20 protein-coding genes, 1 pseudogene and 2 riboswitches are annotated in these 21,490 nt (G+C 62.3%); of the genes and pseudogenes, 13 read left to right on the forward strand and 8 right to left on the reverse strand.

From position 1 onward, the window contains the following. Positions 1-100: 100 nt before the first annotated feature. Positions 101-300, reverse strand: a riboswitch (cobalamin riboswitch). 176 nt (positions 301-476) lie between these two features. Beyond that, positions 477-701: riboswitch (cobalamin riboswitch) on the forward strand. A gap of 99 nt (positions 702-800) precedes the next feature. The 7 genes from HU737_RS10410 to HU737_RS10440 all read left to right on the forward strand — a co-directional run bounded on the left by HU737_RS10410 (position 801) and on the right by HU737_RS10440 (position 7,303). Next, positions 801-986 (forward strand): CbtB domain-containing protein, encoded by a 186-nt coding sequence (locus HU737_RS10410; RefSeq protein ID WP_186554322.1) that lies wholly within the window; start codon positions 801-803, stop codon positions 984-986. 10 nt (positions 987-996) lie between these two features. Next, on the forward strand, positions 997-1,686 hold the full coding sequence (locus HU737_RS10415; RefSeq protein WP_186554321.1) for a CbtA family protein: 690 nt from the start codon (positions 997-999) through the stop codon (positions 1,684-1,686). Between the two features lie 17 nt (positions 1,687-1,703). Continuing rightward, positions 1,704-2,096, forward strand: a complete 393-nt coding sequence (locus HU737_RS10420; protein WP_186554603.1) for a cobalamin biosynthesis protein — start codon at positions 1,704-1,706, stop codon at positions 2,094-2,096. Positions 2,097-2,126: 30 nt separating this feature from the next. After that, positions 2,127-2,879 (forward strand): precorrin-4 C(11)-methyltransferase, encoded by a 753-nt coding sequence (gene cobM, locus HU737_RS10425; RefSeq protein WP_186554320.1) that lies wholly within the window; start codon positions 2,127-2,129, stop codon positions 2,877-2,879. A 66-nt stretch (positions 2,880-2,945) separates the two neighbouring features. Next, the gene (locus tag HU737_RS10430; protein ID WP_186554319.1) at positions 2,946-3,188 is read left to right on the forward strand and encodes a DUF1272 domain-containing protein; all 243 of its coding nucleotides are present in this window, start codon (positions 2,946-2,948) and stop codon (positions 3,186-3,188) included. A 220-nt stretch (positions 3,189-3,408) separates the two neighbouring features. Then, on the forward strand, positions 3,409-4,023 hold the full coding sequence (locus HU737_RS10435) for a response regulator transcription factor (protein ID WP_186554318.1): 615 nt from the start codon (positions 3,409-3,411) through the stop codon (positions 4,021-4,023). A gap of 13 nt (positions 4,024-4,036) precedes the next feature. Then, positions 4,037-7,303 (forward strand): transporter substrate-binding domain-containing protein, encoded by a 3,267-nt coding sequence (locus HU737_RS10440; protein ID WP_186554602.1) that lies wholly within the window; start codon positions 4,037-4,039, stop codon positions 7,301-7,303. On the opposite strand, the gene HU737_RS26575 is transcribed toward HU737_RS10440, so the two are convergent. The 3 genes and pseudogenes from HU737_RS26575 to gntR all read right to left on the reverse strand — a co-directional run bounded on the left by HU737_RS26575 (position 7,278) and on the right by gntR (position 9,759). Then, on the reverse strand, positions 7,278-7,772 hold the full coding sequence (locus tag HU737_RS26575; protein WP_392467266.1) for a methyl-accepting chemotaxis protein: 495 nt from the start codon (positions 7,770-7,772) through the stop codon (positions 7,278-7,280). The genes HU737_RS10440 and HU737_RS26575 overlap by 26 nt on opposite strands. Before the next feature lie 42 nt (positions 7,773-7,814). Further along, positions 7,815-8,654 (reverse strand): annotated as a pseudogene (locus tag HU737_RS26580) (PAS domain-containing protein); the annotation flags it as partial. Positions 8,655-8,739: 85 nt separating this feature from the next. Then, positions 8,740-9,759 (reverse strand): HTH-type transcriptional regulator GntR, encoded by a 1,020-nt coding sequence (gene gntR / locus HU737_RS10450; protein WP_186554316.1) that lies wholly within the window; start codon positions 9,757-9,759, stop codon positions 8,740-8,742. A gap of 209 nt (positions 9,760-9,968) precedes the next feature. On the opposite strand from gntR, the gene HU737_RS10455 reads away from it, so the two are divergent. The 3 genes from HU737_RS10455 to HU737_RS10465 all read left to right on the forward strand — a co-directional run bounded on the left by HU737_RS10455 (position 9,969) and on the right by HU737_RS10465 (position 12,398). Then, on the forward strand, positions 9,969-10,508 hold the full coding sequence (locus HU737_RS10455; RefSeq protein WP_186554315.1) for a gluconokinase: 540 nt from the start codon (positions 9,969-9,971) through the stop codon (positions 10,506-10,508). A gap of 112 nt (positions 10,509-10,620) precedes the next feature. After that, positions 10,621-11,973, forward strand: coding sequence for a GntP family permease (locus HU737_RS10460; protein ID WP_186554314.1), 1,353 nt, complete (start codon positions 10,621-10,623; stop codon positions 11,971-11,973). 131 nt (positions 11,974-12,104) lie between these two features. Then, complete coding sequence (locus tag HU737_RS10465) at positions 12,105-12,398, forward strand: hypothetical protein (protein WP_437182215.1); 294 nt, start codon at positions 12,105-12,107, stop codon at positions 12,396-12,398. Positions 12,399-12,418: 20 nt separating this feature from the next. On the opposite strand, the gene HU737_RS10470 is transcribed toward HU737_RS10465, so the two are convergent. The 4 genes from HU737_RS10470 to HU737_RS10485 form a co-directional block, all read right to left on the reverse strand. After that, positions 12,419-13,849: a sigma-54-dependent transcriptional regulator gene (locus HU737_RS10470; RefSeq protein ID WP_186554313.1), complete on the reverse strand. Its 1,431-nt coding sequence runs from the start codon at positions 13,847-13,849 to the stop codon at positions 12,419-12,421. Then, the gene (locus tag HU737_RS10475; protein WP_186554312.1) at positions 13,818-15,311 is read right to left on the reverse strand and encodes a sensor histidine kinase; all 1,494 of its coding nucleotides are present in this window, start codon (positions 15,309-15,311) and stop codon (positions 13,818-13,820) included. Before HU737_RS10475 ends, HU737_RS10470 begins: the two co-directional genes overlap by 32 nt. A gap of 266 nt (positions 15,312-15,577) precedes the next feature. Beyond that, entirely contained in the window at positions 15,578-17,032 is a 1,455-nt protein-coding gene (locus HU737_RS10480; RefSeq protein WP_186554311.1) for an ATP-binding protein, read from the reverse strand. A gap of 90 nt (positions 17,033-17,122) precedes the next feature. Next, positions 17,123-17,749 carry a lytic transglycosylase domain-containing protein gene (locus tag HU737_RS10485; protein ID WP_186554310.1) on the reverse strand — a complete coding sequence of 209 codons (627 nt, stop codon included), beginning with the start codon at positions 17,747-17,749 and terminating at the stop codon, positions 17,123-17,125. Between the two features lie 185 nt (positions 17,750-17,934). Between HU737_RS10485 and gspG the strand changes: the two genes are divergently transcribed. Together gspG and HU737_RS10495 are read left to right on the forward strand one after the other, a co-directional pair. Continuing rightward, positions 17,935-18,360: a type II secretion system major pseudopilin GspG gene (gene gspG / locus HU737_RS10490; protein WP_186554309.1), complete on the forward strand. Its 426-nt coding sequence runs from the start codon at positions 17,935-17,937 to the stop codon at positions 18,358-18,360. Between the two features lie 11 nt (positions 18,361-18,371). Continuing rightward, a complete protein-coding gene (locus tag HU737_RS10495) occupies positions 18,372-19,562 on the forward strand; it encodes a type II secretion system F family protein (protein WP_186554308.1) in 1,191 nt (396 codons plus the stop codon). A gap of 9 nt (positions 19,563-19,571) precedes the next feature. On the opposite strand, the gene HU737_RS10500 is transcribed toward HU737_RS10495, so the two are convergent. After that, positions 19,572-20,486: a site-specific integrase gene (locus HU737_RS10500; protein ID WP_186554307.1), complete on the reverse strand. Its 915-nt coding sequence runs from the start codon at positions 20,484-20,486 to the stop codon at positions 19,572-19,574. A 178-nt stretch (positions 20,487-20,664) separates the two neighbouring features. Between HU737_RS10500 and HU737_RS10505 the strand changes: the two genes are divergently transcribed. After that, complete coding sequence (locus HU737_RS10505; protein ID WP_186554306.1) at positions 20,665-21,318, forward strand: DUF1345 domain-containing protein; 654 nt, start codon at positions 20,665-20,667, stop codon at positions 21,316-21,318. Positions 21,319-21,490 lie beyond the last annotated feature (172 nt).

The following is a 21,490-nucleotide window of genomic DNA, read 5'->3' on the forward strand; positions in this document are numbered from 1 at the left end:
GTCTCGATGCCCTTGGCAGGATGGCGCGGGCATGCAGGACGAAAGCCTCAGGCCGATTGGCCAGGCTCGTTCGCCACCGGATCACCCCGCCCGGATTAAAAGTCGAAATCGCTACGAGGCAGGTCTCCTGGCTCGCACCGCTCCGGCGCCAGGCCGGTTGGATGACGCCTTCCCGCGCCGGGGCGCAGTGGCTGTGTCGATCCTGTTCAGTGCTTACAGTTGCGGGGGCAGCCGCGGCTTGTACCGCGTTCCCGTCTTAGCTGCGCCTACAGGCGCAGAACCTCGAAGCGGCAAGGCTACGCATCACGGCTATAAGCTGCAAGTAGATACGCACCTAGATCCCGTGGGAGCGGGCTTGCCCCGCGATGAGGCCAGAACAAACGACATCCAGTCGTCCTTCAATACACCAAAAAACAGCCGACTTTGCCAGCCATCGCATCGCTTACAGCTTGTAGCCTGAAGCTCAGGTGTGGTTTGCTAACGCCTTGCGTTCAGGTGCCCCCACGGGGGTGAAACGGGAAACCGGTGCGTCGTAGGCTCTTCATCCATGCCCACGACAAGGCCGGTGCTGCCCCCGCAACGGTAAGCGAGGAAGCGTCTTGACCACTGTGCCGAGTTGTCTGGCATGGGAAGGTGACGCCTCTGCTGGAGCCCTGCTCCACCTCGCAAGCCCGGAGACCGGCCTGCCTACGTAGCAATGAACACCCCGCGGTGGGCGGGCGCTGTCGCATGTCCCTGGACGAATCACGTCCGGGGCTGCCGCGCTTGCCCGTTGCCTATAACAAGCAGAGGAAAGCGTCATGCCCATCACCAGCGCCAAGCACAGTATCGCCACCCCCATCAGCCTCAGCCAGCGCGTGATCATCGCCGCCGGCGCCAGCCTGCTCGGCCTGTGCCTGATCTACTTTGCCGGTTTCTCGCACATCGAAGCGGTGCACAACGCTGCCCACGACACCCGCCACAGCGCCGCCTTTCCTTGCCACTGAGTAGCCTCGCATGATCAAGCGCATTGCCCGTACCGCCGGCTTCAGCGGCCTGCTTGCAGCCCTGTTGCTGACCCTGCTGCAAAGCGTGTGGGTCAGCCCGCTGATTCTTCAAGCGGAAACCTTCGAAACCGCAGCACCTGCCGAGCAGCATGAGCATGCCGGCGAAGCGCACGCACCTCATGAACATAGCGCCGAAGCCTGGGCGCCTGAGGATGGCTGGCAGCGCGTGCTGTCGACCACGGGCGGCAACCTGGTGGTCGCGGTCGGATTCGCGCTGATTCTGGCCGCGCTGTATAGCCTGCGCGAACCCAATCGGGTGAGCACCGGCGCATTGTGGGGCCTGGCCGGTTTCGCGGTGTTCTGCCTGGCGCCGACCCTGGGCCTGCCACCTGAGTTGCCGGGCACCGCTGCGGCCGATCTTGGCCAGCGCCAGGCCTGGTGGATTGGCACTGCCGCCGCCACTGCCACGGGCCTGGCGCTGATCGTGTTCGCCCAGCACTGGCTGCTCAAACTGGTGGGTGTGCTGCTGTTGGTGGTGCCACACGTGATCGGCGCGCCGCAGCCAGAGGTTCATCAAAGCCTCGCCCCTGAGGCGCTGGAAACCCAGTTCAAGATCGCCTCCTGGCTGACCAACGCAGCGTTCTGGGTGGCCCTGGGCCTGCTCAGCGCCTGGTTGTTCCGCCGCTCCCGCCAGGCCTGATGCCTAGCGCCACTGCCCTGCCGGTGCTGTATGCCGGCTTTGGCTGTCGCCAGGGCTGCTCGCGGCAGAACCTTGAAACCCTGCTGCGCCTAGGCCTGGCACAGCTGCAACTGCCGCTGAGTGCAGTGCAGGGCATCGCCAGCATCGAGCTGAAAGCCGACGAGGCTGGCCTGGCTGACTTGGCCAGGCAACTCGCGCTGCCTTTGCGGGTGTTCACCCCCGTGCAGCTGCAACGCTTCGAAGCGCAACTGTCCCATCGTTCCGCTGCAGCCTTCACCCACAGCGGCTGCTGGGGCGTTGCCGAAAGTAGCGCCCTGGCCCTGGCTGCCCAGGCCCATGGCGCTGCGCGACTGGTACTTGCCCGGCAGATTCTCGGCGGCGCTACCCTCGCCTTCGCCAGTGGCCGATAATCGCGCCTATTTCATCTGCAAGGATTTTCCATGACGGTCTACTTCATCGGCGCCGGCCCCGGCGACCCGGAACTGATCACGGTCAAAGGCCAGCGCCTGATCCGCCAGTGCCCGGTGATCATCTACGCCGGCTCCTTGGTACCGGCCGCCGTGCTCGAAGGCCACCGCGCCGCAACACTGATCAACAGCGCCGAGCTGCACTTGGAGCAGATCATCAGCGCCATCCGTACAGCCCATGCCAAAGGCCAGGATGTGGCCCGCGTGCACAGCGGCGATCCAAGTCTGTATGGGGCCATTGGCGAGCAGATCCGCTGCCTGCGCGAGCTGGGCATCGACTACCAGATCATCCCGGGCGTCACCGCCACCGCCGCCAGCGCCGCCCTGCTTGGCTGCGAACTGACCTTGCCCGGGGTCGCCCAGACCGTGATCCTCACCCGCTACGGCGACCGCTCACCGATGCCCGCTGGCGAGCAACTGGCGGACCTGGCCCGGCACGGCAGCACCTTGGCCATTCACCTGGGCGTCAAGCACTTGCCACGGATCGTCGCCGAGCTGCTGCCGCACTATGGCCCCGACTGCCCGATTGCCGTGATTCATCGGGCCTCCTGGCCAGATCAGGACTGGGTCCAGGGCACGTTGCAGGACATCGTCGAACGCGCCTCGGCCAAGGACTTCCGGCGCACCGCGCTGATCCTGGTTGGCCATGTGCTGGGCGATGCCCCCTTCAGCGACTCGGCCCTGTACCGGGCCGGCCATGCCCACCTGTATCGTCCTGGCAACTGAGCGTTGCCAGGCGCGCGGCTGGCGTAGCAGACTGCGGTCTACCTCTCGCCCACCGGAGTCATGCCCATGCTCGAGCTACGCCCCAACTGCGAATGCTGCGATGTCGACTTGCCCGCAGAAAGCCCCCAGGCGCTGATTTGCTCATTCGAATGCACCTTCTGCCAGGCCTGCGCCGAGCAGCGTTTTCAGGGGCGCTGCCCAAATTGCTCGGGCCAGCTGCTGGCCAGGCCCAGCCGGGTCGGCACGGCGCTGAGTAATAATCCCGCTTCGACGCAACGCATCGTAAAACCGCACCCCGCCTGCGCCTGATCCCTACACGCTCCGGTGAGCCAAATCGCTTGCCGGGGCGTGCAAAACCGCTCTTTTTTGTAGGCTTTTTCAACAGACCCTCCGCGTTTTTTCAACGCACCTATACTCGCCATTACCAAGGATTCTGAATCGACGTATCTTGCGCGCTGCCGGGCAGGCCCTACAGACGTATTCCTGGGTGATTCAGGAAACGGACTAAATTTCCGACAGGAGTTTCCCAATGACAACCGTGCTGATGGTCGATGACCACCCAACCGTAAGGATGGCCGTACGCATGTTGCTGGAGCGTGAACGTTTCCAGGTGATCGGTGAGGCCGGCAACGGCATTGAAGCGGTACAACAAGCGCGCAAACTCTCGCCCCAAGTGGTGATTCTCGACATCGGCCTGCCGGGCCTGGACGGCATGGAAGTGATCAAGCGTTTGCAGTTGCTGGAACCTGCGCCAAAAATTCTGGTGCTGACCGGACAACCCGCCGATCTCTACGTACGCCGCTGCCTGGATGCAGGCATCGCCGCCTTCGTCAACAAGGATGAAGACACCGAATCCTTGGTGTTCGCCCTCAAGGCACTGGTCAAGGGTTATTCGACCTTTCCGCAGATGTCGGTCAACAGCAACTCGCTGGAAAACGAAAACGTGCGCCTGGGCAGCCTCTCCAACCGAGAGATGGAAGTTCTGCGTCGTTTGAGCCGAGGCGAAAACAACAAGTCGATCGGCGAACGCATGAACCTCAGTGCCAAGACCATCAGTACCTACCGCGGAAGGATCATGGAAAAGCTCAAATCCGAATCGCTGGTTGAGATGGTCGACCTTGCCAAGCGCAATAACGTCAACTGAACCTGCGCACATGATCAGGGGCGCTCTACTGGCAATGATGCTGGCGATCAGCCTCGCCACGCTGGCCCATGCCGAAGGCGAAGTCCGCCAGCTACTGGCCCGCTCGGCAAGCGCGGCCCCGCCGCTGGTGCTGGATCAGCAAGATCGTGACTGGCTCGATAAGCGCAAGGTGTTGGTGCTGGGCAGCTCTCGCCCTGACTATCCGCCTTTTGAAATCAACATTGATCAGGCCGACTATGAGGGCTTGAGCGCCGATTACGCGGGACTTATCGCCGAACAGCTGGGCATTCCCATCGAGGTACGGCGCTTTCCCAGCCGCGACGAGGCGATCGCCGCCCTGCATGAAGGGCGCATCGATCTTTTAGGCAGCTCCAATGCCTTCGAAGCGGTCGAGGCCCAACTGAGCCTGAGCCAGCCGTATGCCGATGACTTGCCGGTGATCGTCAGCCGCCAAGGGCACACCCTCAATCAAAGCAACGCGCTCGCCGGCCTGCGCCTGGCGATGGTCGATCACTACCTGCCAACCGAAATGGTGCGCGCGCACTATCCCCAGGCGCAGCTGTCGCTCTATCGCTCGACCCTGGCAGGCCTCTCGGCTGTGGCGCTGGGCGAGGTGGATGCCTACCTGGGCGATGCCATCAGCACCGACTACTTGATCGGCAAGAGCTACCAAGGGCAGATTCGGGTAGATCACTTCTCGCCCCTGCCTGCTGAGTTCTTTGCCTTCGCCTTGGCCAATGAAAACACCCAGTTGCGCCGATTGGTGGATAATGCGCTCGACAGAATCACCGACAGCGAACGCCTGAATATTCTGCGACGCTGGAGCAGCGGCAATACCAGTCTGCTGATGCAGCGCCGGGTGGCGGCCCTGACTACCGCCGAACAAGAGTGGATTACCCGCCACCCGGTGGTGCGCGTGCTGGTCAATCCCTCCCTGGCCCCGCTGACCTTCAACGACAGCCAGCAACGCCCTACCGGCATCACCATGGACCTGCTCCGGCAAATCAGCCTGCGCACCGGCCTGCAGTTCAATTGCGTCGAAGTCGACTCGGTGCAGGCGATGGTCGAACAGGTCGCCCAAGGTGAGGCGCAGATGATCGGCGCCTTGGGCTACGGCGGCGACCGAGCCGCCCGCCTGCGCTACACCCGCCCATACCTGGTCAGCCCGCGGGTCTTGGTGACCCGCGCGGATATGGCGTGGCCGGCAGGTTCGCGCTCGCTGGAAGGCAAGCGGGTCGCGTTGATCCGCGGCTCGCCCCAGCGCGCCTTGCTCCAGGCCCAGTACGCCCATGCCCGCTTTGTCGAAGTGAACACCCCACTGGGCTTGATGGAAGCGGTAGCCAATGGTGAAGCCGATGTGGCCCTGAGCAGCCTGATCAATGCCAGCTATTACATTGGCCAGGTGTTCAAAGGCAAGCTGCGAATTGCCGGCCTGCAAAACGACGATCCAGCGAGTGCTGCGTTCGCCGTCGCACCCGAGCTGGTCGAGCTGCAAAGCATCCTCAACAAAGCCTTGCTCAGCATTCCCCCCGACGAGATGGACCAACTGGTCAACCGCTGGCGCAGCAGCACTCTGGTCAGTGACAGCCCGTGGCGCAATTACCGCACCCTGGCTTTGCAGGTATTGATCCTTGCCGCGCTGCTGCTGTCAGGCGTGGTGTTCTGGAACAGCTACCTGCGCAAATTGATTCATCAACGTACCGAGGCTCAAGGTGCACTGCAGGCCCAGTTGGCACTGAGCCGCGGCCTGCTCGAACAACTGCGCCAGGCCAAGGACGACGCCGAACAGGCCAGCCAGACCAAAAGCACCTTCCTGGCCACCATGAGCCACGAAATCCGCACGCCAATGAATGCGGTGATCGGCTTGCTGGAGTTGGCACTGGAGGACGCCCAAAATGGCCAAAGCGACCCCCACACCTTACAGACTGCGCATGACTCGGCTGTCGGCCTGCTCGAGCTGATCGGCGATATCCTCGATATTTCCCGCATCGAATCCGGTCACATGACCTTGCAACCGGCACCGACCGATCTGGTCGAGCTGGTCCGCGCAACGGTTCGGGTGTTCGATGGCAATGCCCGCATCAAGGGCCTGCACCTGCGCACCGAGCTGCCCGAGCAGGCGCTTTGGCTGCAGGCCGATCCATTGCGCCTCAAGCAAGTGCTGTCCAACCTGCTGAGCAACGCGATCAAGTTCACCGATCGCGGTGAAATTCTGGTGCGCCTGTCGGCGGCTGCCGGGCAAGCCAACCAGCCCGTACAGGTCACGCTCTGTGTGCAAGATAGCGGCGTGGGCATCAGCCCCGCCGACCAGGCCAAGTTGTTCAATAGCTTCGCCCAGGTAGACGGACCACGTGCGCGCCAGGGCGCAGGCTTAGGCCTGGTAATCAGCCGCACCCTGGCCGAATTGATGGGCGGCAAGTTGACCCTGCAAAGCGTCGAGGGCATGGGCACCAAAGTCGAGGTGACACTGCAACTGACAACCGCCCAGGCGCCTGCCGAGGTCGAGCCAGCCGAAGCTGAACCCATCGACCAGGGCGGGCCGCTGAACATCCTGGTGGTTGACGACTACCCAGCCAACCTGCTGTTGCTAGACAAGCAGCTCTCCACTTTGGGCCATCATGTGACGCTGGCCGAGCATGGCCAGGCGGCGTTCGGCCTCTGGCAAACAGGCCAGTTTGACCTGGTGATCACCGACTGCAGCATGCCGGTGATGGATGGCCATGAACTGACGCAGCGCATACGCGCCGCGGAAAAACTCACTAACCGCCCTCCTTGCCGGATCCTCGGCGTCACCGCCAATGCCCAGGTCGAAGAACGTGAACGCTGCCTGGCCAGTGGCATGGACGACTGCCTGTTCAAGCCTATCGGTTTGCAAACCATCAAGGCGCACCTGCCGCTGGTCCAACCGCCCGAGGCAGAGCCTGGGTTGAGCAGCAGCGGCTTTAACCTCGATGAACTGCGCCACCTGACCCAGGATGACGCCACCTTGATCAGACGCCTGCTTGAGCAGCTGGCACAGAGCGCCAGCGAAGACCTGCAGGGCTTACGCGCCTTAGGCCCAGCACCGCGCGAAGACGCTGTGCGGACCTTGGTGCATCGGATCAAAGGCGGAGCAAAGATGCTTAAAGTCAGGGGCGTGGTGCGCGATTGCGAGGCCGTGGAACAGGCCATCAGCCACCACGAATCCACCTTGAAACTGCTCCAGCGCCTGGAGGCCAGCCTGCAGACGCTGCAACGAGAGCTGCGCGAAAACCTTAATGCAATTGCAACGTCGAGCTGATCTGGCTGATGGCATCGACCACATGCCGCGATCCCTGTTGAATTTCCTGGATCACCGTACCCGCCTCGTTGGCCAACGCTACTCCGCGCCCAGTGCGCGACAGGCTCGACTGCATGCTGGCCACCGCAGTCAGCGACAGGTCGTGGTTCTGGCGCACCACATCAACGATCTCCAAGGTAGCCTTGCTCGTGCGCGCCGCCAGGCTGCGTACCTCGTCAGCGACCACGGCAAAGCCACGACCGTGCTCGCCTGCACGGGCCGCCTCGATCGCGGCGTTGAGCGCTAACAGGTTGGTCTGATCAGCGATACCCCGGATGGTCAGGACAATCTGGCCAATTACTTCCGACTGCTTACTCACCGCATCGATGGTGCGCGCGGCATCGCTCAACTCCTGGGAAATCTGCTCGATCACCTGCACCGTCTGCTGCACCACATCGCTGCCTTTGCGGGCGCAGGCGTCGGTCTGCACGGAACTGGCATGGGCGGCGTCGGCGGCACTCTGCTGGGTGCTGACCTGAGCCGTGATATCACTGGCGAACTTGACTACCTTGTACAGCCGGCCCTTGCTGTCGAAAATCGGATTATACGAAGCCTCCAGGTACACCGTATCGCCGCGCTTGTTGACCCGTTCAAAACGATGGGAGTGGTACTCGCCGCGGTTCAGAGAGGCCCAGAACTCCCGGTACTCGGCCGACTCGCGCTCATGCGCCAGGCAGAACAAGCCATGATGGCGACCGACGACTTCTTCGAGCCGATAGCCCATGGTGTCGAGGAAGTTCTGGTTGGCCTTGATCACCCGGCCTTGCGGGGTGAACTCGATGATCGCCATCGAGCGACCGATCGCCTTGAGCAGGCTTTCGCTTTCATGCTCCTCCAGCACCCGCCGGCTGATATCGGACGCCACCTTGATCACACTGGTAACCTGTTGGCGCTCATCCAGCACCGGCATATAGCTAGCTTCCAGCCACACTTCGCGGCCAGCCTTGTCGACCCGCTCGAAGGTGCCACTGATCGCCTTGCCCTGGCCCAGTTCACGCCACAGCTGCTGGTACTCGGCAGTTTTGGCATAGGCCGGGTCACAGAACAGGCGGTGATGTTTACCGCTGATCTCTTCAGCGCTATAGCCCATGGCTTTGCAGAAGTTGTCGTTGGCGCCGAGGATGGTGCCGTCAGGGGCGAACTCGATCATGGCCATGGAACGGCTGACCGCCGCCAACTTCGCCTCCATACCCGCCAAGGCCTGGCGGCAACGCTGAATCTCGACGAGGTCGGACTTGCGATGGTATTCGAACATGACGCCGGGCTCCTTCATCCACGGGATGCCCTGAGCATAGATCGGCGCCGACGCCATGCAAGCAATCTGCTATCACTTTAGGATTAACCGTGCGCCGCGTGAACGGGCTGCAACGCAGCCCGAACGAAGCAGAGCATGCGCATCAGCTGCTTTCGCGCACCACCAACTCGAAGCCCAGATCCTGCTGCTCGCTGGCCACGCGCTTGCCGTCGAGCATGGCCAGCAGTGCCTGCGCAGCCGCCCGTCCGACCGCAGCGCGCGGCGTGCGAATCGAGGTCAAGGGCGGGACCATATGCGCTGAGGCCGGCAGGTCGTTGAAACCGACCATCGCCACTTGCCGCGGCACCTCGATGCCTTGGCGCAATGCCTGCAAGACTGCACCCTGGGCCAGGTCGTCGTTACAGAAGAAGATCCCGTCGACATCCGGCGCCTGGGCCAGCAAGCGGCTAAACAGCTCCCCGCCTAGGCCAATCGACGACGGCTGCGGCGCCAGCACTTCCAGCTCAGGCGCCTGCATGCCGGCTTCAGCCAAGGCCTGGCGAAATCCTTCGGCACGCTGCAGCACCCGCGGATCGAGCTGCGCAGCGATGAACGCCAGGCGCCGCCGGCCGCGTTCGATCAGGTGCCGCGCAGCAGCGCGCCCGGCCTGTTGCTGCGAGAAACCAACCGACACCGCGCCGGCGTCACCACCAAGCTCCATCATGTGCACACAGGGCACTCGGCTGGCGGTCAGCAACTGCCTTGCCGCTTCGCTGCGATCAAAGCCAGTGAGCAGCACCCCACAGGGTTGATAAGCCAGATAGTTGCGAATCAGGTTCTCTTCTTCGGCAATATCGTAGTGATAGTTACCGATCAGCACTTCCAGACCGCGTGGACGCATCACCTCATGGATGGCTTCCAGGGTATCGATGAACAGCTGGTTGGACAGCGACGGAATCAGCACCACCACCGAGTGGCTACGCGCCGAGGCCAGCGCCCGGGCCGCCGGGTTGGCGATATAGCCCAGGCTGGCGGCAGCGCTGAGGACCTTTTCCACCAGTTCTGGGGCCACGGTACTGACGCCGCGCAAGGCACGGGATGCGGTAATGGGGGATACGCCGGAAAGCCTGGCCACTTCAGCCAGGGTCGGGCGACCTGTAGTACGGGAGCCGGTGCGGGACATGGATGTTGTAATTTTACTACTTGCCAGGATAGGGAACGGCCACTAAGGTAGCGCTGTCCCAGGACACAGGCAATGTAATCTTTGGTAGCAAGCCCGTGTCCAACGGCCATACTGCGTTAGACAAGACTAATAACACCCGGGAGGGTGGCGCCCGCAATCACTCCTTGCCAGAGCTGAGACAGCGCTATCTTACCCCGCAGGAGGTACTGATGAACTCTCCCCTGTCCGCGATTGTGGTAATGGGCGTGGCCGGCTGCGGTAAAAGCAGCATCGGCGCCGCTATTGCTACGCGAAGCGGCGGCCGCCTGATTGAAGGCGATGCCTTCCACCCGGCCGCCAATATCGAAAAGATGAGCGCCGGCATTCCCCTGGACGACGATGACCGTGCCGGTTGGCTAATCCGCCTGGGAGAAGAGCTGCAGGCCACGCTCAAATCCGGCGAACGGCCAATCCTCACCTGCTCTGCGCTCAAGCGCCGCTATCGCGATGCCCTGCGCCACGCGGTGCCGGACCTGGGCTTCGTGTTCCTCGAGCTGACCCCTGCCGAAGCCGAAAAGCGCGTGCTCGCCAGACCTGGCCACTTCATGCCGGCCAGCCTGATCGAAAGCCAGTTTGCCGCCCTTGAGCCGCCCCATGGCGAACCCCTGACCTTGCCGCTGGACGCTACCCGTCCCGTCGCCGCCTTGGCTGAAACCGTCAATGACTGGCTAAAGCCCTGCGGTGAGCGGACATTGGCGCGGACCGCCTGAGCGGGCGGTTTTTCCGGCTCACCAAAGACAGCGCTACCCCGACGCTTGATGGCGTCTAGAGTTGCACCAATGCTCCGCCTAAAAACAAAGACAAGACCGAGGCTCATGAACCATGTTCGGACTGGCTACTGATACCTTCCTGCTACTCGATGCCCTGGTGACCATCATCGGGCTCATCCTGCTGATCACCCATTTCAAGGTTCACCCCTTCGTCGCCCTGACCCTGGCCGCAGGCTTTCTCGGCCTGACCTCAGGCATGCCGGTGGCCAAGGTCATGAAGTCGTTCCAGGACGGCTTTGGCGGTGTGCTCGGCTTTGTCGGCATCGTCCTGGCGCTGGGCACCATGCTCGGCAAGCTGATGGCTGACTCTGGCGGTGCCGACCAGATCGCCCAGACCCTGATCCGCGCCTTCGGCAAACAGAAGGTGCACTGGGCGATGATGTTCGCGGCCTTCCTGGTGGGCATCCCGCTGTTCTTCGAGATCGGCTTCGTGCTGCTGATCCCGCTGGTATTCATCGTCGCCCGCCGTTCCGGGGTGTCGCTGGTGAAGATCGGTATCCCGCTGCTGGCCGGCCTGTCGGTTGTGCACGGCCTGGTGCCGCCGCATCCAGGGCCATTGCTGGCGATCGGCATCTTCCACGCCGACATCGGCAAGACCATCTTCTACGGCCTGCTGGTGGCACTGCCCACGGCGGTGATCGCCGGCCCCCTGTTCGGTAACTTCATTTCCCGCTACATCCCCGGCAACCCGTCCCAGGAGCTGATGGACCAGATCGCCAAGGAGTCCGACCAGCGCAACCTGCCCAGCTTCAGCGTGACCCTGATCACCGTGCTGCTGCCGGTGGTGCTGATGCTGCTCAAGACCTTCGCTGACGTGGTGCTGCCCGCCGAACACATCGTGCGGCAGTGGATGGACCTGATCGGGCACCCGATCACCGCCCTGCTCGCTGCCCTGCTGCTGGCGTTCTACACCTTCGGCTCGGCCCGCGGCTTCTCGCGCCAACAAATCATGAAGATGCTCGACCAGAGCCTGGCGCCGACCGCAGCGATCGTGCTCATCGTCGGCGCTGGCGGCGGTTTCAAGCAGATGCTGGTGGATACTGGTGTGGGCAACGTGATCGGGCAAATGGCTGTGCAGGCAGAAATCTCGCCGATCATGCTGGCCTGGCTGGTGGCGGCGGTGATTCGCATCGCTACCGGTTCGGCAACCGTGGCGACCATTACCGGCGCCGGCATCGTCGCACCCGTGGTCGACCTGGTGCCCGGGGTCAACCGCGAACTGCTGGTACTGGCCACCGGCGCCGGCTCGCTGATCCTCTCTCACGTCAACGATGCAGGCTTCTGGCTGGTCAAGCAGTACTTCAACATGACCGTGGCCGAGACCTTCAAGACCTGGAGCATGATGGAAACCATCCTTTCGGTGGTGGGCATCATCTTCATCATGCTGTTGGCCCAAGTGGTGTGACCGTTGATCGGGGTGATGGCACCCCGCTCCATCGGGCATGGCCCAACTGAGGTAGAAGCCTGGCGAACGTCGACGCCCCCGCGATGACGTTGGCCCAGGCAGCCACTATCTCGATGCAAAGGAGCCTGCCCATGAAACACGCCCTGCTACTCGCAGCCCTGCTCGCCTCGCCCTTGGCCCTGGCAGCTGGCACCGGCACGACCTACCCCGACGACCCCCACAATCCGGCACCTGTGCCCGGCGTCGATAGCACCTTGAACCCCATCGAGACACCTGTGCCTCGCGATACCGATCCACGGATCCAAGGTAACGATCCAGACAGCCCGCCCGCCGAGCGCAATGAAAACCGCGATCTGCCCGGAATGGGTGACACCGGCTCAGAGGGTTCCGGCCGCCAGGGCGAAGGCGGCAGCAGCAAGCCCTGACTGATCCGGGCCCGCTGGCATCACCACTGACGCTTGTCTGGACGGCTCAGGCCAAGCTTTTCGATCTTGTAGCGCAGCATGTCGCGTGACAGCCCAAGCAGACGCGCCGACTTGGTCACGTTCCAATCGGTGCGGTCGAGCGTACGGCACACCAGGTCACGCTCCATCTCCGGCAGACTGCTACCTGGGTCGGCCTCATGCCGTGGCGCTTCATAGGCGCTGAGCATGGGCTGTGGCTGCGCCTGTGGCTCGTCGATCAAGGTCAGGCACAAGTTCAACTGATGCGCGGCAATCACTTCGCTGGGCGCCAGCAGTACCGTTTGTTCAAGCATATTGCGCAGCTCGCGCACATTGCCCGGCCAACTGTAGCCAAGCATCAGCGATTCGGCCTCGGCCGAGAAACGCAGGTTGGGCTTGCCGTAGCGGCGCCCGTGATGGGCCAGGAAGTGTCGCGCCAGCAGCAAGATATCCTGGCCGCGCGCATACAGCCTGGGCACTTTGAGGGCAATGATGCGCAGGCGGAAGAACAGGTCGCGTCGAAACTTGCCCTGTTGGACCATCTGCTCCAGGTTGCAGTTGGTGGCACTGATCACCCGCAGGTCGACCTTGCGCTCCTTGACCGCGCCAATCCGACGGATGCTGCGGTCTTCCAGCAGCTTGAGCAGCTTGGCTTGCAGCACCAGGTCCATCTCACCGATCTCATCGAGGAACAATGTGCCGCCATCGGCGGCCTCGACCAAGCCTAACCGCCGCTCCTTGGCATCGGTAAAGGCGCCTTTCTCATGGCCGAACAGCTCGGCCTCAAGCAGGTTGGCCGGGATCGAGGCACAGTTGAACTCGATGAACGGGCCCTTGCTGCGCATGCCATCAAAGTGCAGGGCGCGCGCCACCAGCTCTTTGCCGGTTCCGGTCTCGCCCTCGATCAACACCGGCGGCAGGTCATCGCTGGCCATGCGCCGTTCGGCATCGAGCAACTGGCGCAGGGTGTGCTTGAGGTTGTGCATGGGTGCCGACTCGCCAATCAGCGCCTGCAGGCCAGACTTTTGCGCCTCGCGCTCTTGATAGAACGACAAGGTGCGCTCCATCCGCTCGGTGGCCAGGGCCTTTTCCAGCATCAACTTGAGCTCAGCCAACACCACCGGCTTGGTCAGATAATGAAAGGCGCCTTCTTTCATCGCCAGCACGGCATCTTCGACATTGCCGTAGCCGGTCATCATGATCACTTTGAGCTCCGGCGCCTGCGCCACCAGATTACGCAGCAGGTCGTGACCACTCATGCCCGGCAACGAGTTGTCGGTGAGCACCGCGTCCGGCTGGGCACGACTGATCTGCTCCAGGGCCAGCTCGGCGCTGTGGCAGACCGTCACTTCGAACCCCTTGAGGTTCAGGTAGGTGCGGATGTTGTCGGCGAGGATTTCGTCATCCTCGACTACCAGGATGCTGTGCTCCATGGTGCTCTCCCACTGCAATATTGAAGATCAGGCAGACCCGGGTTCCTTCCTCTTCGCGACTGCTCAGGCTGACCGAGCCGCCAAATCGTTCCATGATGCGCTTGACCAGGACCAACCCCACCCCGAGGCCGCCCTGCTTGGTGGTGAAGAACGGCTTGAACACCATCCGCTCCTGCTGCTGGCTCATGCCCTTGCCGGTGTCACTGAGCAGCAGTTGCACCTGCTGCCCTTCCAGCTCACTCAGCTGTGCGCTGAGCCGACCACCCTTGGGCATGGCTTCTACGGCGTTGGCGAACAGGCTGTTGAGAATTTGCGTCAGTTGCAACGACTGGCTGGCCACCCAGTACTGCGCCGCGCCCTCGTAGCTGAACTGCACGCCGTTGCGTTCGATCTGCTGGGCGAAGGCCAGGCGGGTGTCTTCGATGGCTGCAACCAGGTCGACCGGCTCTGCTTCGTCACTGGTTGGACGCAGTGATACCAGCAGGTCACGCACCCAGCGCGACATGCGATCAACCTGGCTGATGATGTCGGCAATGTTCTTGCGTGCCGGCTCGTTGGCAATTTCCTGGGCAAGCTCGGCACTGGAGCGGATATTGGCCAGCGGGTTGCGCAAGCTATGGGCCACTGCCGAGGACATCTCGCCCAGCGCCACGTAGGTCTCGCTGGCGACCAAGCGTTCCTGCTGGTGATGCAGCATGCCGGCGGCGCGGCGCACGATCCAGAACAGCCCGAAATAGATCAGCGCCCCACCGACCAGGGTCGAGGCCCAGATCAGCACGTAGCCGCGCTGGATGCGGCGGATCAAATCTACCGGTTCCTTGTAAATTTCCACCATCGACAAGACCTGCTCACCTTGGCTGTCGAACAAGGGGATGTAGTTCTCGATGAACAGGTATTGCGGTTCACGCTGGAATTTTTGCTCCTCGCGGTCTTCTTCGGCCTTGTGATAACTGGCCGAGACCGGTTTGCGCGAGCGAAATGCGTGGTCCAGGTCACTGTCGACTTCGATGCGCTTGCCGATCAGTTGCGGGTTGGTCGACCATACGATCGTCCGGTCGCGGGCATAGACATTGGCCAGCAAGGTGTCAGGCAGGTGCTCGACGTGATCGAGAAACTCTTCACGAGTGGACTTGGCCAGCGCCGCCGGTACCTGCAGGTGCTGATCGTCAAGGCGCGGGTCAAGCAGTTCGCCCATGGTGGTGCCCGGTGGTAGCTGCGAATGGCGCACTTCCGCCTGGGCCATGGCCTGGATGAACTGAGCGGTGAGCATGGCATCGCGCTCAACGCTGTCTCGCACCACGAAGCGGGTCGAGACATAACCCAGGCTGCCTGCCACGGCGGTGATGATCAACAGGCTGATCAGCGAGAACCAGCGCAGCAGATTGAACTCGCGCGGCGGCACAGCCAGCTCACTGGAGGGCGTCGAAGACGTGTCTGGCGCATTGTTTTCCAGCGTCTGCATCGCGTAATTCCCGCCTTGAACTGCTACCGTGCGTAGCAGGGTGATATCACTTTGCCGCTAGCGTTGCAGCGGCCGCTGGTCGGTACGTTCATGCAGCAAGAAATCAGCCAAGAATTCATAACTCATTATTCTGTTTATTTTCAGTACCTTAGGATGCATATCTAATGCTAAATATCAGTCGTATTCCCCAATAATGGGTATTTTTCACCCAAAATTAATTAATCCTTATAAATCATATCTTTAGATAGAGAATCTAAGGCATTGTTTCAATCGTGGATGACTCGAAAACTCAGTGACACTCGGGTGCCCTTGCCTTCGTAACTGCTCAGCCTGACTGATCCGCCGAAGCGCTCCATGATCCGTTTGACCAACACCAGCCCCACGCCCAGCCCGCCTTGCTTGGTGGTAAAAAATGGCTGGAAGGCCAGGCGCTGCTGCTGCTCGCTCATGCCTTTGCCTGTATCGGAGATACGTAAGGTCAGGCTGCGCCGATCACGCCGTACGACCTCAACGCGCAGCTGCCCGCCCTGCTCCATCGACTCCAACGCGTTGGCGATCAGGCTGCTGAAGATCTGCCCCAGCAAGGCCGGCTGGCCGAGCACCCGCACCGCCGGCAACGGCTTGAGCTCCAGGCTCACCCCCGCCCGAACCAGCGGCACGGCGAACGTTTGCAGGCTCTCTTGCAGCGCCTGGGTTAGATCCACCGGGACTGCGTCATCATTCAGTGGCCGCAACGATTGCAGCAGTTGCCGCACCCACTGCGACATGCGGTCGACCTGGCTGATGATATCGTTGACGTTCTTCTGCGCCGGCCCCTCGTCGAACACCTGGGCCAGCTCAGCACTGGAGCGAATGCTGGCCAATGGGTTGCGCAGGCTGTGGGCCACCGCCGAGGACATCTCGCCCAGCGCCACGTAGGTCTCGTTACTGATCAGGCGCTTTTGCTGCACCGCCATCACCTTTGAGGCCCGGCGCATGATGCCGTACAAGCCGACATAGACCAGCCCAGCGCCCACCGCGATGGCCAGCCAGATCAACAACAGCCCGTGCTCGATGCGCACGATCAGGTCATGCGGCTCCTTGTAGATTTCCACCATGGCGGTGACCCGCTCACCGTCGGCATCGAACAACGGTATGTAGTTTTCGATGAACAGCTGCTGTGGCGGGGTGACAAACTTCTGCTCGCTGCGCGCATCGTCAATGTCGTGGTAGCTGGCTGAGACGCGCATCTTGTATTCGAAAGCGCGCTCCAGGTCGTCGTCCGATTCGATGATCTTGCCGGTCAAGGCCGGGTTGCTCGACCAGATCACCGTGCGATCGGGTGCGTAGATGTTGGCCAACAGTACATCTGGCAAGTGGGCGATGTGATCGAGAAACTCGCCGCGGGCCTTGCGCCGCGCATCCGGGTCGACATCGGGCATGTCCTGGTCGGTGCGTGGATCGAGTAATTCGCCCATGCTGCGCACATTAGGGATCGCAACATGGCGTACCTCGGCATCGGCGATGGAGGTAATGAACTGGGCGGTGAGCAGCGCATCGCGCTCGACGCTTTCATCAATGATGAACCGGCTGGAGATCAGCCCAAGTCCGGCTGCAACCGAGACGATGATCGCCAGGCTTACCCAGGCATACCAGCGCAACAGGTCGAAGGGCTTGCGGCTTGCGCCCCCATCAGCGCTTGCGGGCACTTCAAGCGTGTCTGGACGAGGGACGAGGTCCATGGCGGACTCCACAACTGGGCACCTGTAAGAGGTTATAGCCCAGTGTTGGGGAAACCATGATGGCAATTGACTGATTTCGCGCCGGTCCCGCTACAGACCCTGCTGCCGGCCAATCTGGGCGCTCAGCGGCGCGTCATCAGCCAAACCCTGCAGCTTTCGGTATTCACGCAGCACGTTAGGCACATAACGGCGGGTTTCGGCGAACGGAGGCACTACCCGGCCACGGCTCAGCACGGCCTCGGGGCCTGCGTTGTAAGCGGCCACCGCCAAGGTGATGTCATTGTCGAACAACTTGAGCATGCGCTTGAGGTAGCGCGCCCCACCCTGCACATTGGCGGCCGGGTCCAACGCATCCTTAACACCCATCTCCTTGGCCGTATCGGGCATCAGTTGCATCAGCCCAACCGCGCCTCTGGGCGAACGTGCCTTGGGGTTGTAGCCCGACTCGGCCTTGATCAAGGCATGCAGCAAAGCCTGAGGCACGTCGTGGGTACGCGCGGCGGCGGCAACCTCGTCGGCATAAGGCCGGCCGGTGACCAATTGCGCGTTGGCCGGCCCGGACAGCGCCGCGACTTCGCTGATCACCCGCTCATAGTGGCGTCCTGGCCGATGCACGTTGGATAACACATAGCCGCCCTTGGCATCGATGGAGATATACACATCGGCCTGAGCAGCACCCGCCGCTAGCCAGATCAGTCCCAGGATAATTCCACGCATGTCGGTCACCTCCCCGTCGTGGCCCCCGATGTGGGGGATATGCCCCGGAAAACCCGAGGTTTGAACCTCTCACGCAAGCACTGTGCCGCTTGCCATGGCCCATGGCGCAAGGCCGCGAGGCAGACGTGCACGACAGTTGCATAAGGCTTGGCGAGAACTGCCTAACCGCACTGGAGGGTTTCACCATGCAGCGCAGATCCAACGCCCAGAGAGGCTTCACCCTGCTTGAATTGTTGGTGGTGCTGGTGGTGCTCGGCTTGCTGGCCGGCATCGTCGCACCCAAGTACTTCAGCCAACTCGGCCGCTCCGAAGCGAAAGTGGCCCGCGCCCAGATCGAAGGGCTAAGCAAAGCCCTGGACCTGTATCGCCTGGAAGTCGGTCACTACCCCAATAGCGAGCAAGGCTTGCAGGCCCTGGTCAGTGCGCCGAGCGGCGAGGCACGCTGGTCGGGCCCATACCTGCAAAAAGCCGTGCCTCAAGACCCCTGGGGCCGCGCCTATATCTACCGCCAACCCGGCGAAAACGGTGGCGAGTACGACCTGCTGTCGATGGGCAAGGATGGCCAGCCCGGAGGCGATGGGGAAAACGCCGAAGTCACCAGCTGGCAGTAAGGAGAGCGACTATGCGCTACCACCTCAAAGCATTGGGGAGCCAAGGCGTCGTTGAGCTGCAGATCGACGCCGAGGATGCCGAGCAGGCGCGCCGCCAGGCCCAGGCGCAAGGCCTGCGGGTGGTCAGCCTGCGCGGCCAGGCCAACAGTCTGCGTGGCCTGCCCTGGCGCCGCGCCCCGGCGTTCGACCTGGTGCTGTTCAGTCAGGAACTGAGCACCCTGCTCAATGCCGGCCTGCCGCTGATCGATGCCCTGGAAAGCCTGGCCGAAAAAGCCCCTGGCGGGTCGTCCCGCAAGGTGCTCGAGCAATTGGTACGTCAGCTGTATGAAGGCCGCTCGCTGTCCCAGGCGCTAGGCCAGCAACCGCAGGTGTTTCCAACCCTGTATGTGGCGCTGGTGCAGTCCAGCGAACGCACTGGCGCCCTCGGCGATGCCCTGGGCCGTTACATCGGCTACCGCCAGCGGCTGGACCTGGTCCGGCAGAAACTGGTGGGAGCCTCGGTGTATCCGTTGCTGTTGCTGCTGGTTGGGGGTGGCGTGGTGCTGTTTTTGCTGGGCTATGTGGTGCCGCGCTTCAGTTTGGTGTTCGAGGGTATGGGCACTGAACTGCCCTGGCTGTCACGGGTATTGATGCAGATTGGCCTGTTCCTGCATGCGCAGATGCTGCCGCTGGCAGTGGCCACGCTTGGCGCGCTGACGGCGCTGGCGCTGATGCGCCGTAACCCAGCATTACGGCGCTGGCTAGGGCGGCAAATACGGCGCTTTGGGGCGTTGCACCAGCGCTTGCTGATGTATGAACTGGCGCGTTTCTACCGCTCGCTGGGGATCTTGCTACAAGGCGGGATATCCATTCTGACTGCCATGGGCATGGCCCGTGGGCTGCTCGGCAGCGGCACCGCGCAGGGGCTTGAGCAAGCCAGCCAGCGGGTCGCTGAAGGCCTGCCGCTGTCCGATGCACTGGAGGCTGGCGGCTTGGTGACGCCAGTGTCACTGCGCCTGCTCAGGGCCGGCGAGCAGTCGGGCAACCTGGGCGAGATGCTCGAGCGCTGCGCCGACTTTCATGACCAGGAAGTCGGTCGCTGGGTGGAATGGTTCGTGAAACTGTTCGAGCCTTTGCTGATGACCTTCATTGGCCTGTTGATCGGCCTGATCGTGATCCTGATGTACATGCCGATCTTCGAGCTGGCTTCGAGCATTCATTGAGCGCAAGCCTCAGTAATCGAAGCGATCCACCGCCCGCCGCCGCTCGTTGTCGTCGCGCCGGTCATAGGCGGCGGTGGTCTGGATATTGGCATGGTGGGCCAGCTTCTGTGCAATCGACAGGTCGTGCTCCTCGATCACCCGGGTAATGAACGCCCGGCGAAAATCATGGGGCATGATCTTCACTCCGACCTGGGCGCCACGCTGGCGAGCGATGTAATAGATGGCATGCTTGGTGATCCGCGCGCGAGTGATGTGATTGCCCCGGCGAATCCGATTGAACAGAAAGCCGTCATCGCCCTCACCTTCCGCTAACTGCGCACGGCGCAGGTCGAGCCAGGCCTGTAGCTTTTCGAAGGCCCAAGCCGGTGCATACTTGACCAACTGGCGGTTGCCCTTGCCCACCACTTGCAGGCTGCGGGCCTGGAAGTCGACCTGGGCCAGATCGACATCGACCGATTCCGACTTGCGCATGCCGGTGCCATACAACAAGGCAATGATCGCCGCATCGCGCACGCCTTGCGGGCGTGGGTCGGCGGCGCAGACGTCCATCAGCTCTCGAATCAGGCTACGGCGCAGATTGCGCCCCGGTGGCAAGCGGCTGCCGCTGTCTGGCTTGACCTCGCGTATGCGCAGCAACTGCTCGTGGTCGATCAGGCCTTGGCGCCAGGCTTCATTCATCACCCCGCGCACCGCGTTGACATACAACGACGAGGTATTCGGCGCATAGCCATCGGCACGCAGCGCCGCCACCAGAGCGATGACATGGCCAGGCTCAAGACGATGCCACGGCACCTCTTCGATATCGCAATCGACGAACCCCAGGCGGTCGGCGCCATCCTGGAGGATGTAACGCATGGTCAACTGGCTGGATGGCGCCAAGCGCCCCAGATACTGCAACAGCGGATTGTGCAGGAGATCAGACAAAACGTGGATCCTGTAGCGTGAAACGGAGGCGAAAACGGTGCCATCACCTTGATATACAAGGGCTTTGCGCAGTGTGAAAGCGGTGATGGTACCTCATTCCTACTGCTCTGATCGAACCTGAGGCCTAGCCCCGGGGTGGGCTAGAGTGGTAGCCATGACCATTGAGCGCCGAGGCAGCATGGCTTTGCACCGTTTGACCCGTACCCACCCACGCCTGAGCATCGCCGCCCTTGCCGGACTGGTGGGCGCCTGGCTGATCCCAGCAGATGATCTGACCCAGCACATTCTCGCGGGCTGGAACCTGGGCGTCTGGCTGTACTTGCTGTTGGTCGCCTGGCTGACCTGGCGGGCCACGCCTGAGACGGTGCGCAAGGTCGCCCGGGTCGAGGATGAGAACGCAGCGCTGGTGTTGTTCACCGTGTGCATCGCGGCTATCGCCAGCCTTGCCGCGGTGACCCTGCAACTGGTGTCCAGCCGCGGCCTGCAAGGCAGCGCGCTCGCCTTGCACTACCTGTACACCGGCCTGACGGTGGCGGGCTCATGGCTGCTGATCGGCTGCATCTTCAGCCTGCATTACGCGCGCTTGTTCTACACCGACAAGGGCCACCAGCCGCTGTTGCGTTTTGCCGACAACGAGCGCAACCCCGACTACTGGGACTTTCACTACTTCTCCTTCACCATCAGCGTCGCCGTGCAGACCTCTGATGTCGGTGTCGGCGGCCGAGGCATGCGCCGGGTGGTGCTAGCCCACTCACTGGTAGGCTTCGTATTCAATACCGCCATCCTGGGCTTTACCATCAACATTGCTGCCGGCCTGCTTGGCGCAAATTAGCTGCACCGTCGGTCGGAAACTGCTGGGCAGGCGCAGGCGGAAAAACAGCACAGCCCTCCTCTCGCCCCAGGCCCTGCACACAGCGAAAACGTTTGCCTGACAAACTGCCGCCAGCGAGCATCCAAGCAGGTGCTGTGACCGCCGTCATGCATTAGCACATTTGTCATATTTT

Source organism: Pseudomonas urmiensis (genome assembly GCF_014268815.2).
Lineage (GTDB): Bacteria > Pseudomonadota > Gammaproteobacteria > Pseudomonadales > Pseudomonadaceae > Aquipseudomonas > Aquipseudomonas urmiensis.